Source organism: Streptomyces zhihengii, from assembly GCF_016919245.1.
In the GTDB taxonomy this organism is placed as follows: domain Bacteria; phylum Actinomycetota; class Actinomycetes; order Streptomycetales; family Streptomycetaceae; genus Streptomyces; species Streptomyces zhihengii.
On record NZ_JAFEJA010000001.1, the window covers coordinates 4,942,888 to 4,957,862 of the forward strand.

At 72.9% G+C, this 14,975-nt stretch carries 10 protein-coding genes, 1 tRNA gene and 1 pseudogene; 6 read left to right on the forward strand and 6 right to left on the reverse strand.

Annotated elements, in window-relative coordinates:
- Positions 1-32 precede the first annotated feature (32 nt).
- Both JE024_RS20930 and JE024_RS20935 read right to left on the reverse strand, forming a co-directional pair.
- Positions 33-845 carry a VOC family protein gene (locus JE024_RS20930; protein WP_205375057.1) on the reverse strand — a complete coding sequence of 271 codons (813 nt, stop codon included), beginning with the start codon at positions 843-845 and terminating at the stop codon, positions 33-35.
- A 215-nt stretch (positions 846-1,060) separates the two neighbouring features.
- Positions 1,061-2,215, reverse strand: coding sequence for a S8 family peptidase (locus tag JE024_RS20935; RefSeq protein WP_205375058.1), 1,155 nt, complete (start codon positions 2,213-2,215; stop codon positions 1,061-1,063).
- A gap of 440 nt (positions 2,216-2,655) precedes the next feature.
- On the opposite strand from JE024_RS20935, the gene JE024_RS20940 reads away from it, so the two are divergent.
- The 3 genes from JE024_RS20940 to JE024_RS20950 all read left to right on the forward strand — a co-directional run bounded on the left by JE024_RS20940 (position 2,656) and on the right by JE024_RS20950 (position 7,585).
- On the forward strand, positions 2,656-3,555 hold the full coding sequence (locus JE024_RS20940; protein WP_205375059.1) for a helix-turn-helix domain-containing protein: 900 nt from the start codon (positions 2,656-2,658) through the stop codon (positions 3,553-3,555).
- A gap of 1,133 nt (positions 3,556-4,688) precedes the next feature.
- Positions 4,689-6,077: an NAD(P)/FAD-dependent oxidoreductase gene (locus JE024_RS20945; protein ID WP_205375060.1), complete on the forward strand. Its 1,389-nt coding sequence runs from the start codon at positions 4,689-4,691 to the stop codon at positions 6,075-6,077.
- A gap of 212 nt (positions 6,078-6,289) precedes the next feature.
- The gene (locus tag JE024_RS20950) at positions 6,290-7,585 is read left to right on the forward strand and encodes an SAM-dependent methyltransferase (protein WP_205375061.1); all 1,296 of its coding nucleotides are present in this window, start codon (positions 6,290-6,292) and stop codon (positions 7,583-7,585) included.
- 73 nt (positions 7,586-7,658) lie between these two features.
- Here the strand turns inward: JE024_RS20950 and JE024_RS20955 are convergent, their stop codons facing one another.
- Together JE024_RS20955 and JE024_RS20960 are read right to left on the reverse strand one after the other, a co-directional pair.
- Positions 7,659-10,199, reverse strand: a complete 2,541-nt coding sequence (locus tag JE024_RS20955; protein ID WP_205375062.1) for an ABC transporter permease — start codon at positions 10,197-10,199, stop codon at positions 7,659-7,661.
- Positions 10,200-10,350: 151 nt separating this feature from the next.
- Positions 10,351-11,121 carry an ABC transporter ATP-binding protein gene (locus JE024_RS20960; RefSeq protein WP_205375063.1) on the reverse strand — a complete coding sequence of 257 codons (771 nt, stop codon included), beginning with the start codon at positions 11,119-11,121 and terminating at the stop codon, positions 10,351-10,353.
- Between the two features lie 384 nt (positions 11,122-11,505).
- Between JE024_RS20960 and JE024_RS20965 the strand changes: the two genes are divergently transcribed.
- Positions 11,506-11,587 (forward strand) — tRNA-Leu (locus JE024_RS20965).
- Between the two features lie 122 nt (positions 11,588-11,709).
- On the opposite strand, the gene JE024_RS20970 is transcribed toward JE024_RS20965, so the two are convergent.
- Positions 11,710-12,894, reverse strand: coding sequence for a PQQ-binding-like beta-propeller repeat protein (locus JE024_RS20970; protein ID WP_244883200.1), 1,185 nt, complete (start codon positions 12,892-12,894; stop codon positions 11,710-11,712).
- Between the two features lie 339 nt (positions 12,895-13,233).
- On the opposite strand from JE024_RS20970, the gene JE024_RS20975 reads away from it, so the two are divergent.
- Positions 13,234-14,145 (forward strand): Bax inhibitor-1/YccA family protein, encoded by a 912-nt coding sequence (locus tag JE024_RS20975; RefSeq protein ID WP_205375065.1) that lies wholly within the window; start codon positions 13,234-13,236, stop codon positions 14,143-14,145.
- 88 nt (positions 14,146-14,233) lie between these two features.
- Here JE024_RS20975 and JE024_RS20980 read toward each other — a convergent pair whose 3' ends face one another.
- The gene (locus JE024_RS20980; RefSeq protein ID WP_205375066.1) at positions 14,234-14,464 is read right to left on the reverse strand and encodes a DUF4287 domain-containing protein; all 231 of its coding nucleotides are present in this window, start codon (positions 14,462-14,464) and stop codon (positions 14,234-14,236) included.
- A gap of 98 nt (positions 14,465-14,562) precedes the next feature.
- Here JE024_RS20980 and JE024_RS20985 point away from each other — a divergent pair.
- Positions 14,563-14,832 (forward strand): annotated as a pseudogene (locus JE024_RS20985) (hypothetical protein); the annotation flags it as partial.
- Positions 14,833-14,975 lie beyond the last annotated feature (143 nt).

Consider the following 14,975-nt stretch of genomic DNA (forward strand, 5'->3'; position numbering starts at 1 on the left):
CTGAGCCCCACCGCGCGAGCGGGACGACCGCGTCAGGCGCCCGGCGCGCCCGGAGCCGGCGGGGCGGGGGTCAGCACGACGAACTCCGCCCCGGCCGGGTCGGTGCAGACCGCCAGCCGGCCGACGCCCTCCGCGTCCTCCGGGCCCATGGACACCCCGCCGCCGCCCTCGCGCACCCGGGCGACCGTGGCGTCGCAGTCGGAGGTGCCGAAGACGGGGTGCCAGTAGGGCTTCACCTCGCCCGACGCGAACATCTCCGGCATGGCCATCACACCGCCGAACATCCGCTCCGGCGGCTGCCCCGCGGGCGTCACCATCGTGTACGTGCCGCCGCCCCCGGGGAGTTCGGTGTCCTGGCCGGTCCAGCCGAAGACACTGCCGTAGAAGCGCTGCGCGGCGGCCGAGTCGGTCGTCATCAGCTCGACCCAGCCCAGGCTGCCCGGGCCGTCGGTGGCCCCGATGCCGGGATAGGCGCCCGCCTGCCAGACCGCGAACTGCGCGCCCTGCGGGTCGGTGAGCTGGGCGAACCTGCCCTCCTCGGACACCTCGGACGGCGGCATCCGCACGGTGCCGCCCGCCTCCTCGACGGCCTTGACGGTGGCCTCGATGTCACGGGTGTCGTAGTAGACCATCCAGGCGGAGCGCGCGCCCTGTTCGGTCAGCTTCCCGACCGCGGCCACCGTCTTCCCGTCGAGCTGGAACATCTGGTAGTCGCCGCCGCCGTCGCCCATCGACTGGGCCTGCCAGCCGAACACTCCGCCGTAGAAGCGGGCCGCCGCGTCGACGTCGGGGGCGCCCAGGTCGATCCAGCAGGGCTGACCGGGCACGAAGTCCGTGGTGATCATCTCTCTGTCGCTTTCTCCTGGTTCCTGCACACATCCGCCCTTTCAGCCTGTCACCAGCCGCGAACGGATGCGCGCCGAACCGCCGGGCGCACGGGGGCGCCCGGAACGCCGGGCGCCCGGCCGGCCCCCTGAACCGGCCGGGCTTCTCCGGCAGCCCCGCAGGGCCTCCTCTGTGCCGGATCACACGGTGGACTGCGTGATCACGGACGACATGATCAGAGGGTGGACTTGAACAGCAGGCGGTTCGGCGTCCCGCTCACGTTGCCGCCGATCACGTTGGCGGTCGCGTTGTTGATCAGCCAGGTGTTGACGGTGGCGCTGGACGCGTCGCCGTACGTCGCCTTGTAGAGCGCGGCCACCCCGGAGACGTGCGGCGACGCCATCGAGGTGCCGCTCATCGAGGTGGAGCCGCCGCCCGCGCGGGCCGAGGTGATGCTCACGCCGGGCGCGTAGATGTCGGCGCAGCCGCCGTAGTTGCTGAAGCTCGCCTTGCGGTCCGAGGAGTCCGACGCGGCGGCCGTGATGGTTCCCGCCGCGCTGGCCGGCGAGTAGTTGCAGGCGGGCTGGTTGTCGTTGCCCGCGGCCACGGCCAGGTGCACACCGGAGTTGGCCAGCGCGGTGGCGGCGTTGTTCATCGCCGAGGAGTAGCCGCCGCCGAGCGAGGCGTTGGCGACCGCGGGCTTCACCGCGTTCTGCCGCACCCAGTCGAAGCCCGCGATGATGCCGGAGTAGGAACCGGAGCCCTGGCAGTCCAGCACCCGCACGCCGCGGAGCTGCACGCCCTTGGCCACGCCGTAGGTGGTCCCGCCGACGGTCCCCGCGACATGGGTGCCGTGCCCGTTGCAGTCCGCGCCGTTGCCGCCGAAGGCGTCGAACACGTTCCGCGCCCGGCCGCCGAAGTCCGCGTGCGCGGTGTCGATGCCGGTGTCGATGATGTAGGCGGTCACCCCGGAGCCGTTGCGGGTGTAGGTGTACGAACCGTCCCGCCCGCTGCGCTGGTCTATGCGGTCCAGGCCCCAGGGGGCGTTGTACTGCGTGGCGGTGGAGACGATCCGCTGGTCCTCCTCGATGGAGGCCACCCGCGCGTCGCCGCGCAGCCTGGTGAGCTGAGCGGGCGTCAGATCGGCGGCGAAGCCGTTGATGACGTCCTCGTACACGTGACGGGCCTTCAGCGAACGGGCCTTGAGCAGGCCCGCCGGGTCGGCGTCCGCCTTGAGGGTGACGATGTAGCGGCCCGCGATCTCCTGCGCGGCGGGGGCCTGGGCGACACCGACGAGCGGGGCGGGGGACTCGGCGGCGGCGACCGCGGGGGTCAGGGCCAGGGCCAGGGGCAGGGCGACGGCGAGGGCGCCGATGTGGGTTCTGCGCATGGGGAAGCTGACACCTTTCGTGGGGCCGGCCGCGGGGTGCCGGGGCCGGCGGGTGGGGGAGCGCACGGTCCGCCCCGCCGGGCGGTGGGTGGCCGGCCGGCGGTGTGGGCGGGGCGTGACGCGGAAGGTGGGACAGCACGCTGTGCGGGGGGTGCGCCGGGCACGTGCGGGCGGGGACGAGGCCGCCCGGTGCCCTCCCGTCCCTCGTGACGGGGGCGTCCGGTGCGCACCGCTCACCGGCCGGGGGGACGGGGTCGCCGTCCGCCGGCGCGGTGGAAGTCGCGGTGCGCGGCGAAAACATACTGGGGGTGACGGGAGGTTGACCACGGCCGAATCAGGCGTGACCGATTGCGGTCATCCGCCCCCCTCGGGCCGTCCGCCGCCCCCGGGGCGTGTTCCGGCCATGGCCAAGGCGCCCCGCGCCGCCCTAGGGTCGCCCCATGCCGGACAGCGACCCCCACGACCCCGGCCCCCACGACGCGCTCGGGGGCGTGCCCGAGGAGGTGCGGGCCTGGCTCGTCGCGCACCGGCTCGCCGCCGGTGACGGGCGCCGTGTCGCGACGCCCGAGCGCGCCCTGCACGAACTGGTCGACGAGCAGCGCCGCCGGCTCGACGCCCTCCACCAGGGGTTCGACGCCTTCGACGACGTCCTGCGCCTGCTGCCCGACCTGCGCCGCACCGGGCGCGAGACGCTGGAGGCCGAGTTCTACGACGACCGGGTCCGGCTGCGGCAGCGGATGGAGGACCTGGACGCGCTGTGCCGCGACGAACTCCTCGCCATGCGGGCGACGTTCCCCGCCCCCGAGGTGCTGGAGGCGGGCCTCGCGGACGATCTGCGGTCGCTGGAGCGGGGCGTCGCCATGCTGCTGCTGGTCTCCGCGCGCGCCGCCCGGAGCACGGGCGCGGCCCGCTACCTGGCGGCGCTGCTCGACCACGGCGCGCAGATACGCGTCGCCACGACCGTGCCGCTCCACCTGAACGTCGTCGACCGCGCGGTGACCGTGATGGCCCTCGGGCCCGCGCCGCTGCGCGGGGAGCGGGCGGAGGACGTGATCCTGCACAGCGCCCGGCTCGCGGACTGCTTCGCCCGCGTCTTCGACCACCACTGGAGCACCGCCCGCCCCTACGAGGACGGCGCGGCCTCCGAGGAGTGGTCGCCGCGGGAGCGGGAGGTGCTGGCGCTGCTCGCGGCGGGCGCCAAGGACGAGGCGATCGCGCGGCGCCTCGGCTGCTCGGAGCGCACCCTCCGCCGCCTCCTCGCCACCCTCGTCGCCCGCCTCGGCGCGGACAGCCGCTTCGCGGCGGGGGTGCGCGCGGCGCAACTGGGCCTGGTGGACTGACCTTCCGGGCCTTCGGCCCGGGTGCGTTCCCGGGCCGGGGCACCCCAGCCCTCCGGGCCGCCGATGGGCCGGGCAACCCAGCCCGTCCGGCGTTTGAGGACACCGCGCGCAGCGTGGTGCCGTGCCCACCGGGCCGCACCGCCCCCGTGCGCGCGACCGGGTCCGGCGGGGCTCTGCCCCGCGCCCCGCGCCTCAAGCGCCGGCGGGGCTGGAGGCAGCCCGGACGGCGCGTGGCCCCGGGGCCGGGCATCCCAGCCCGTCCGGCGTTTGAGGACACGGCCGCAGGCCGTGCTGCGACCACCGGGCCCGCGCCCGGTAACGCGCGTTCCCGACGTGCGGCCGGGTGGTCGCCGCACCACGCTGCGCGCGGTGTCCTCAAGCGCCGGACGGGCTGGGATGCCGGCTCCCGGCGCGGGGCGTTTCCGACGTGCGGCCGGGTGGTCGCGGCACCACGCTGCGCGCGGTGTCCTCAAGCGCCGGACGGGCTGGAAGGCACGCGCTCGGAGTCGTGCCCCAAGCGCCGGACGGGCTGGGAAGGCACGCGCCCGGCACGGGGCACCCACGCGCCGGACGGGCCGGAAGAGCCCGCTCCTGGCACGGGGCACCCACGCGCCGGACGGGCTGGAAGAGCCCGCTCCTGGCACGGGGCACCCACGCGCCGGACGGGCCGGAAGAGCCCGCTCCCGGCACGGGGCACCCACGCGCCGGACGGGCCGGAAGAGCCCGCGCCCGGCACGGGGCACACAAGTGCCGGACGGGCTGAAAAGGCCCGCAAGCGCCCCCGCGAGCCCCCGCCCCGAGGGAAAGTTCGTGAACTTCTTCACAAGGATTTCGGTCCCCATGACCCCCTAGCACCCCCGAAACCCCCTCCCTCCGCCCCCGTTGGGCTTCGGAACAGGGACCGCAGGTGCTCGTGGGGGCATCGGCCGAGTGGGCGAAGGGCCCGCGGCGGGCCCTTCGCGGAGGCTTGCGGGCCAGCTCACGAGGGGTGAACAACGTCCTCCCCCACCTCGGGGTTCCCGGGGTGGGTCATGACCTGGGTCACGTGGGCGGCGGAGTGTAGCAGAGGTGGCCCACAACCTTGTGAAGGGGCTCACGAGCACCCCCTCGGGGTGGGGTGGATACTCGATGGCATGAGCACCACGGAGCGTCCCAGGATCCTCGTTGTAGGCGGTGGGTACGTAGGCCTGTACGCGGCACGTCGCATCCTGAAGAAGATGCGCTACGGCGAAGCGACCGTCACGGTCGTCGACCCGCGCTCGTACATGACGTACCAGCCCTTCCTCCCCGAAGCTGCCGCCGGCAGCATCTCGCCTCGGCATGTCGTCGTCCCGCTGCGGCGCGTGCTGCCCAAGGCTGAGGTGCTCACCGGCCGGGTCACGACCATCGACCAGGACCGCAAGGTCGCCACCGTCGCGCCGCTGGTCGGCGAGGCGTACGAGCTGCCCTTCGACTACCTGGTGATCGCGCTCGGCGCCATCTCCCGCACCTTCCCGATCCCCGGCCTCGCCGAGCAGGGCATCGGCATGAAGGGCATCGAGGAGGCCATCGGGCTGCGCAACCACGTGCTGGAGCAGCTCGACAAGGCCGACTCGACGACCGACGAGGAAGTCCGCCGCAAGGCGCTCACCTTCGTCTTCGTGGGCGGCGGCTTCGCCGGTGCCGAGACCATCGGCGAGGTGGAGGACCTGGCCCGCGACGCGGCCAAGTACTACACCAACGTCAAGCGCGAGGACATGCGCTTCGTCCTCGTCGACGCCGCCGACAAGATCCTCCCCGAGGTCGGTCCGAAGCTCGGCAAGTACGGCAAGGAGCACCTGGAGGGCCGTGGGGTCGAGGTCTACCTCTCCACCTCCATGGACTCCTGCGTCGACGGCCACGTGGTGCTGAAGAACGGCCTGGAGGTCGACTCCAACACCATCGTGTGGACCGCCGGTGTGAAGCCGAACCCGGCGCTGGCGCGCTACGGCATCCCGCTCGGCCCCCGCGGCCACGTGGACTGCAACGAGAAGCTCCAGGTCAACGGCACGGACTACATCTGGGCCGCCGGCGACAACGCCCAGGTGCCGGACATGGCCCTGCGCAAGGCCGGTGTCGAGAACGCCTGGTGCCCGCCGAACGCCCAGCACGCGCTGCGTCAGTCGAAGGTCCTCGGCGACAACGTGATCTCCGGGATGCGCGGCTTCCCGCAGAAGACCTACGAGCACGCCAACAAGGGCGCGGTCGCCGGTCTCGGCCTGCACAAGGGCGTCGCGATGATCGTCGTCGGCAAGATGAAGATCAAGCTCAAGGGCCGTCTCGCCTGGTACATGCACCGCGCGTACCACGGCATGGCCATGCCGACCTGGAACCGCAAGATCCGTGTCTTCGCGGACTGGACGCTGGCGATGTTCCTCAAGCGCGAGGTCGTCTCCCTCGGTGCGATGGAGACGCCGCGCGAGGAGTTCTACGAGGCCGCCAAGCCGACCCCGCCGCCGGCCGCGGCGGTGAAGCCGGAGGCCGAGAAGGCCAAGGCGTCCTAGGACACCGCACGCCGAAGGGCCGCCCGCCATCCGTGGTGCGGGCGGCCCTTCGGCGTGCCCGGGCACCCGCGCCCGGCTCCGTGGGAGGCCGCGGGGGCTTTGCCCGCACATTACGTGGCACGGGAAGCACGCGGGGTGGTCACCCTGTTGTCGGTAGTGCGCGTTTCGCGAGAGAGCGTTTCGTGGGAACCACCGTCACGGAGGTGTGTGCCATGGCCGATGCCGCGCTGCGGCTGACCACTCTTGCCGGGGAGCTGCTGGGGTCCCCGTTCCCGGTCCGGATCCGGGCCTGGGACGGCAGCGAGTCCGGGCCGCCGGGCGGTCCCGTCCTCGTCGTGCGCCACCGGCGGGCGCTGCGCAGGCTGCTGTGGCGGCCCGGCGAGCTGGGCCTCGCCCGGGCCTGGGTCGCCGGGGAGATCGACGTGGACGGCGACCTGTACACGGCGCTCGACCGCCTCGCCGGCATCCTGTGGGAACGCGGCCCGGCCGGCCCCGGCACGCCGCTCCGCCCGCTGCGCGACCCGCGCCTGCGGGCCGCGGCCCGGGGCCTGCTCTCGCTGGGCGGCCCGCTGCCGCCGCCCCCGCCGCCCGCCGAGGAGTCGCGCCGCCGCCCCGGCTCCCGGCACACCAGGGGCCGCGACAGACGGGCCATCAGCCACCACTACGACGTGGGCAACGACTTCTACGGGCTGGTGCTCGGTCCGTCCATGGTCTACTCGTGCGCCTACTTCGACGAGGCCGGCGGCACCCTGGAGGACGCCCAGCGGGACAAGCTCGACCTGGTGTGCCGCAAGCTCGCCCTGAAGGAGGGCGACCGGCTGCTGGACGTCGGCTGCGGCTGGGGCTCCATGGCCGTGCACGCGGCCCGCGAGTACGGCGCCCGGGTCACCGGGATCACCCTCTCCCGCGAACAGGCCGCCTGGGCCCGCAAGCGGGTCGCCGACGAGGGCCTGACGGACCGGGTCGAGATCCGCGTCCAGGACTACCGGGACGTGTCCGACGGCCCGTACGACGCGATCTCCTCGATCGGCATGGCGGAGCACGTCGGCCAGGTGCGCTACCGCGAGTACGCGGACCTGCTGCTGTCGCTGCTGGTGCCGGGCGGCCGGCTGCTCAACCACCAGATCGCCCGCCGTCCCGAGCCGGACGAATCGGCGTACGAGCTGGACGCGTTCATCGACCGCTACGTCTTCCCCGACGGGGAGCTCTCGCCGCTCGGCCGCACGGTCGCCGCGCTGGAGGACGCCGGCTTCGAGGTCCGGGACGTGGAGGCGATCCGCGAGCACTACGCGCGCACCCTGCGCGCCTGGGTGGGCAACCTGGAGGCCGCCTGGCCCGGTGCCGTGCGGCTGGTCTCGCCCGGCCGGGCGCGGGTGTGGCGGCTCTACATGGCGGCGTCGGCCGTCGCCTTCGAGCGCAACCACATCGGGGTCAACCAGATCCTCGCCGTCCGCACCGCCGCCTCGGGGGCCTCCGGGATGCGGGCGCGGACCCGCGACTGGAGGTAGCGCGGAGGCACGACAGGGGTGTGCCCCCGGCCGGAGCCGGGGGCACACCCCTGTCCGTCCGCCCTCGGGGCGGCTACTCGGTCTTGATGGCCGTCAGCATGTTCAGCCGCGCGGCGCTCCGCGCGGGCCACATGGCGGCGAGCACACCGACCACGCCGGCCAGCAGCAGGAAGATCCCGATCCGGTCCCACGGCAGCACCAGCGCGTAGCCGGGGATCTCGCCGCGGATGGTCTCGCCGATCGCCCAGCCGAGGAAGGTGCCCAGGCCGATGCCGATCACCGCGCCGAAGAGGGAGATGACCACGGCCTCCAGCCGGATCATCCGCTTCACCCGCCGGCGGTCGAGGCCGATGGCGCGCAGCATGCCGATCTCCTGCTGGCGTTCGAACACCGACATGGCCAGGGTGTTGACGACGCCGAGGACCGCGATCAGCAGGGCCATCGCCAGCAGCCCGTACATGATGTTCAGCGCGGTGTTGATGAAGCCGCCGAAGAGGTTGCGGATGTCCTGCTGGTCCATGACGCTGATCGCCGGGTTGTCGCCCAGCGCGTCCACCAGCGCCTGCTCGTTGGCGTCGCTCGCGCCGCCGTCCATGGCGACCCAGATCTCGGGGATGTACGGCTTGGTCTCGTACGGGGCCACCAGCGAGGTCGGCACCAGCACCGGGGAGAGGAACTCGTTGCCGCGGTAGACGGCGCCGACGGTGAGCTCCTCGGCGTGCGGCTCGTCCTCGCTGCCGACGTTGGCCTTGAGGGTGTCGCCCACCTTGTAGCCGTTGGACTTCGCGGTGTCCTCGGCGACGGCGATGCTGCCCCGGCCGAGGCTGGCCAGCGAGCCGGAGACCGTCTTCAGGTCGAAGACCTTCTCCACGTCGCCCGGGGTCACGGCCGACGCCGAGTGCCAGGTGTCGCCGATCTCCAGCGAGGTCGCCTGCTGCGGCGAGACCGCGGCGACGCCCTTCGCCTTCTCGATCGCCTCCAGCGCCGAGGCGTCGAGCGCCCCGCCGGAGGCCATCGAGATCATGTAGTCGGCGCGGATGTTGTCGGTGGTCATCTTGTCGATGGCCTGGCCGAGGGTGACGCCCAGCACCGAGAGGCCGGTGACCAGGGTCAGGCCGATCGCCAGCGCGGAGGCGGTGGCGCCGGTGCGGCGCGGGTTGCGGACCGCGTTCTGTCCGGCGAGCTTGCCGGCGACGCCGAACACGCCCTGGAGCAGCGGACGGAAGAGCGCGATCACCGGCCGCGACAGCAGCGGGATCAGGATGATGACGCCGATCAGGGCGAAGAAGGCGCCGGCGCCGATGAGCATCCGGCCGTCGCTGCCGCCGGTGGCCGCACCGCCGCTGATGCCGGCCGCGCCGAGCAGGGTGATGACGCCGCCGATGCTGTTGCGCAGGACCAGCGACTTGGTGGAGGCCACCGCGTGGACGCTGCTCATCGCCGCCACCGGCGCGATCTTCGCGGCCCGGCGGGCGGGCAGCCAGGCGGCCAGCATGGTGATCAGGACGCCCACGGCGAGCGCCGCGCCCACCGCCGTCGGGGAGACGATCAGCGGACCGGCCGGCACCTTGGCGCCGAACGCGCCCATCGCGGACCGCAGTCCGGTCGCGAGGCCGACGCCCAGCGCGAAGCCGACCACCGAGGCGATGACGCCGACCAGCGCGGCCTCCAGGATGACCGAGCGCTTCACCTGGCGGCGGGAGGCGCCCACGGCACGCATCAGCGCCAGTTCCCTGGTGCGCTGGGCGACCAGCATGGTGAAGGTGTTGGCGATCAGGAAGACGCCCACGAACAGGGCGATGGCCGCGAAGGCGAGCAGCATGGTGTTGAGGTTGCTCAGCCCGCTCTCGATCGACTCGGCCTGCTCGTCGGCGAGTTCGCTGCCGGTCTGGGCCTCGGCGTCCTTCGGGAGCAGCGGTTCGACGGCGGCGAGGATCTCGCTGTCGGATGCCCCGGCGGCCGCGGCGACGGTCACGTCCTGGTAGAAGCCGGGCCGGAGGTAGAGCTGCTGCGCGACCTCGGTCGGGAACAGGACCAGGCTGCCGCCCGCGTTGACCGCGCCGTCCTCGGTGGTGAACACCCCGGCGAGGGTGAACTCCTTCACGGGGCCGTTGGTGGCCACCCGGACGGTGTCGCCGACCTGGTAGCCGCCCTTCTCGGCGGAGTCCTCGTCCAGGGCGACGGTGTCGGCCGACGCCGGTCCCGCGCCCTCGGTGAAGTCGTAGGCCGGGTCCTTGCCGTCCTTGCCGGGGGCGTAGTTGCCGCCGGTGTTGGACCAGCCGTTGCCGATCAGCTTGCCGTCCTTGTCGGCGACCCCGGCGAAGCCGGAGACCCGTCCGGTGGCTCCGGCGACGCCGTCGAGGGCGCGGATGCCCTCCAGCGTCCGGTCGCTGATGCCGTCGTCCTTCTTGCTGTCGTCGGGGTCGGCGTAGGTGCTGACCGCGACCGCGACGTCGTCGTAGCTCTTCGCTGACTGGTTGCGGTAGGCGTTGCCGAGGGTGTCGGTGAAGACCAGGGTGCCGGAGACGAAGGCGACGCCGAGCATCACGGCGAGCACGGTCATCAGCAGCCTGGCCTTGTGCGCGAGCACATTGCGCAGGGCGGTACGGAACATGGTGAGTCCTGGAGGTGGTGCCGGCGCATGCCGGACAGGGCCGGCGGCCGGGCCGCGGGGCCTTGGGTGGAGGGGGACGGTGCCGCGGGGGCCTGCCGTCCGGACCGGGGCCGGCGGGCCCGGCGGGATCCGGGGGCAGGGGCCCCGGGCGTCAGCTCGTGCGGCCCTTGGCGTCGAAGGCCTTCATCCGGTCGAGGACGCCGTCGGCGGTCGGGTCCGGCATCTCGTCGACGATCCGTCCGTCCGCGAGGAAGATCACCCGGTCCGCGTAGGAGGCGGCCACCGGGTCGTGGGTCACCATGACGACGGTCTGGCCGAGTTCGCGCACCGAGTTCCGCAGGAAGCCGAGGACCTCGGCGCCGGAACGGGAGTCCAGGTTCCCGGTCGGCTCGTCACCGAAGATGATCTCCGGCCGGGAGGCGAGCGCACGGGCCACGGCGACACGCTGCTGCTGTCCGCCGGAGAGCTGGGTGGGCCGGTGGCCGAGCCGGTCCCGCAGGCCGATCATGTCGATGACCCGCTGCACCCACTCCTTGTCGGGCTTGCGGCCCGCGATGTCCATCGGGAGCGTGATGTTCTCCATCGCCGTGAGCGTGGGGAGCAGGTTGAACGCCTGGAAGATGAAACCGATCTTGTCCCGCCGCAGCTGCGTGAGCTGCTTGTCCTTGAGCGTGCCGAGCTCGGTCTCGCCGATGCGCACCGAGCCGGAGCTGAAGGTGTCCAGGCCCGCGACGCAGTGCATCAGGGTCGACTTGCCGGAGCCGGACGGGCCCATGATCGCGGTGAACTCGGCCTGGCGGAAGTCGACGCTGACGTTGTCGAGCGCGACCACCTGGGTCTCGCCCTGGCCGTACACCTTGGACAGGTCCGTGGCGCGGGCGGCCACGGAAGTGGCGCGGTGAGCGATGGGTGTGGTGGTCACGTGGGGCTCCTCGTCGGCGTTGCTCGGGGACGTGTCCATCCTCTCCGCCGTGCGGCGCCGGATCGTCACTCCGGATACCCGTCTTCGGGGCCCTCTCGGGTCGGACGCGGCGGTACGCGGCGTCATCCTTGGGTATGACAGGACCCCTGAGAGGTCCCACGGCACGTCACCCCCGTGCCGGGCCGCCGGAACGGCGGCATTTTTCCGTCAATCCACGCAGCCCCCGGCGGCCACGGGCGAGGGCGCGCGCCGCATGCCCATGCGCCCCCACCAGCCCTGACGCCTCATCAAGCATCAATAAAATCAGACAACATCGGGCCATCGCCCCGAAGAGTGGGTCGATCTCCACCGATAGGCTCCTGAACCGACGCTGACCGCGTGCACGCCCGGATGGTGGAATGCAGACACGGCGAGCTTAAACCTCGCTGCCCCTCGGGGCGTGCCGGTTCGAGTCCGGCTCCGGGCACAGCGTCACCCGGCCCGAGCCCCGTTTCCCCCACCGCTCCCGGCGCCGCTCCCGACACCTCCGCCGCTCCCGGCGCCGCCGCCGCGCGCCCCGGCCGTGCGGGCGCGCGGCGGCGGGTGCGGTCAGACCGCCGGGAGGGCGCTCAGCTTCCGGGCGTGCAGGGCTGCCAGGCGCCGGCCCGCCGAGACGACGTACCACTGCTCCACCGAGCCCGAACCGTCGTTGAAGGTCCAGCGCAGCTTCCCGGTCCGGGCGTCGTAGGCGTGGACCCCGCCGTCCTTGTCGAACCGGGTCGCCCCGTAGAGCGTGTTCCCCGCCTTCGCGAACTGCACCGGGTAGGCGGAGTCGAGCAGGTCCTCGTTGCGCCACAGCCGCTTGCCCGACACCGGGTCCACGGCCCACAGCGAGCGGGCGCTGTCCGAGACGAACAGCACGCCGTCCAGCACGGCCGGGCCGTTGTAGGTGCTGAACTCGTCGGTCGCCAGCGACCAGCGCTCGGCGCCGGTCTCCAGGGCGAAGGCGCGCAGGGTCCGGCCGTCCGAGACGATCACCAACCCGTCGTGGACGATGAGCCGGTCGAAGTTGGACCGGCTCAGCTTCTTCGTCCAGAGCTGCCGGCCGGTCACGGTGTCACGGACGGTCACGTTCTCCCGCTGGTCGGTGTAGACCAGGCGCCTGCCGCTGACGGTGGAGTGGATCCCGTGCTCCTCGGTGCCCGCGTCCCGGCGCTCGCTCCAGGCCACCTTCCCCGTCCGGACGTCGATCGCCGCGATCACGTTCTTCGACGAGCTGTGGTCCTTCTCCCGCACGCCGGCGATGACGTAGACCCGCTCCGCGTCCGCCCCGACCGGCCGGGGCTGGTTGTAGCGCCCGCCGAGCCGGCTGCGCCAGACCTCGTCGCCGGTGGCCGGGTCCAGCGCCACCACGTCCCCGTCGTACCGCGCGCTGGCCAGGTGGAGCCGGCCGCCGCCGAGGATCATGCGCGCGCCGGGCACCGCCGTGTCCGGGCGGGACCAGCGCTCCTTCCCGGTGGCGAGGTCGCGGCCCACCAGCGGGTCGCCCGAGACGAGGACGACGTCCCCGGCGATCGCGAGGGTGTCCAGGCTGCCGAGGGCCCCGGCGGCGGCCTCCGCCTGCCACAGGGGCCGGGGCGCGGTGCCGGGCGGCGGGGTGGTGAAGGTGTCGCCGTCCGGCTCGGGGGAGCCGCCGCCCTTGCCGCCCTCCGCGCCGCCGCCGGTGTCCACCTCGGTCTCCGGGGTGCAGCCCGTCAGCGCGGCGGTGGCCAGGAAGAGCCCCGCGCCGGCCATGCCCAGCAGCCGTCTGCGCGCCACGGCGGCGCCCCGGACGTCCCCCGCGGCTGCCCCGCCCACTCGCTGCGTCTTCACGGTCCTTCTCCCCACCCCGTGCCCGGACCGCCCCACCGGCGGCCCGTGGCGGGGACAGCCAACCATCGGAATCCGGACACGGCCGGTGGCGGTACGGTCCCGGGACAGCGCTGTGAAGCATCTGTCACACCCGTCACAGCCTGCGGGTGTGACGCATACGGCGGGGATTCCCGAAAGATCCTCCCTGGGCACTAGGGTGATTCTTTTGCTTCCGCATTACTCTTGACCCAAGGCCGCGCAGGGTGGCCATGGAGGAGTGAGATGAGGAGCAGCAACCCGGTCTTCTCGCGACGGGGGTTCAGCCGCGACAACGGCTACGCCGGCTTCAACGCGCAGCAGCCGCAGGCCGGGGGCCCCGCCGCAGGTACGAACCCGTACGCGCAGGCTGCGGGCAGCAACCCGTACGCCCAGGCCCCGGCCAACCCGTACGCGACCAACCCCTACGCCCCGGCGGACACGCAGCACGGCGCTCCGCCGCAGGCGCCCGCGGGCGCCATGACGATCGACGACGTCGTCACCCGCACCGCCATGACGCTGGGCACGGTCGTCCTCACGGCGATCCTGTCCTGGGTGCTGCTGCCGGTCGACGAGGCCAACATCGGCAAGTCGTACGGCATCGCCATCGGCGCGGCCCTGGTCGCGATGGTGCTCGCCCTCGTCCAGTCCTTCAAGCGCAAGGCCTCGCCCGCGCTGATCCTGTCGTACGCGGCCTTCGAGGGCGTCTTCCTCGGCGTCATCTCCAGCGCGGTCTCCACGTACATCTCCAACGGCGTGGTGGCCCAGGCGGTGCTCGGCACGATGGCCGTCTTCGCCGGTGTGCTGATCGCCTACAAGATGCGCTGGATCCGCGTCACGCGCCGTTTCTACGGCTTCGTGATGGCGGCCGCGATGGGCTTCGTGCTCCTGATGATGGTGAACATGCTGTTCGCCGTCTTCGGCGGCGGTGACGGCCTCGGCTTCCGCAGCGGCGGCCTCGGCATCCTCTTCGGTGTCATCGGCATCATCCTCGGCGCCTGCTTCCTGGCCCTCGACTTCAAGCAGGTCGAGGACGGCATCGCGTACGGCGCCCCGCGCGAGGAGTCCTGGCTGGCGGCCTTCGGCCTCACCCTGACCCTGGTGTGGATCTACCTGGAGATGCTGCGTCTGCTGTCGATCCTCCAGGGCGACGACTGACGCACCACCGCTCCGCGTCCCTGACGCACGAAGGGCCCGTCCGGCAGAAGCCGGGCGGGCCCTTTTCGTCGCGCGTGCGGCGAAGCCGCTACAGCAGCTTGCGGGCGGCACGTCTGAGGTCGTACTCGTGGATGATCGCCTTGGCGTGCCCGTAGGCGAGGCCGTGCTCCCCGCGGAGCCAGCTGACCTTCTCCTCGAAGCGGAACAGGGACGGACCCTCGTCGACCATGCGCAGCCAGTCGGAGATCTCACGACCGGTGCACTCGGGGATTCGGGAGAGCAGATTTCGATGGGTCTCTTCGGAGAAGACTTGGGACATCGGCGCCTCCGGACGCATTGCGCGTGTGCTCTTCACGCCACCGTGCCTGAGGGGGCGCGTATTGGCAACAGCCCCGCACGGACGCGTAGGGTCGCGGCGTGCTGGATACGACGGAACTGACCGACGCGGTGGAGCGATTCTCGGACCGGCTGAGGGCGGCTCCGCAGAGCCGGCTCCAGCGGGGCGCGGCGGCGGAGGGACTGGCCCTCGCCAGGGAATTGTCCGTACGGGCCCAGCGCCTGGAGGCCCCGGGGGAGCGGCCGAGGATCATGCCGGACGCCGGCGTTTTCGCCGTCGCCGATCAACTTCTGGTGGCCGGCCGCGATTTGGCCGAGGTCTTGCGCACCGCCCCGCAGGAGGCGGCGGACACGCCCGCCGCGGCGGACGGGGAGGAATCGGTGGACCGGAGCGCGGCGGCGGACGCGGTGGGCGCGGTGGACCGGAGCACGATGGACGCCGCCGTCGCCCTCGTGCGGGCAGCGGCGGCGCGGGCGGAACTCTGACGCGGGGC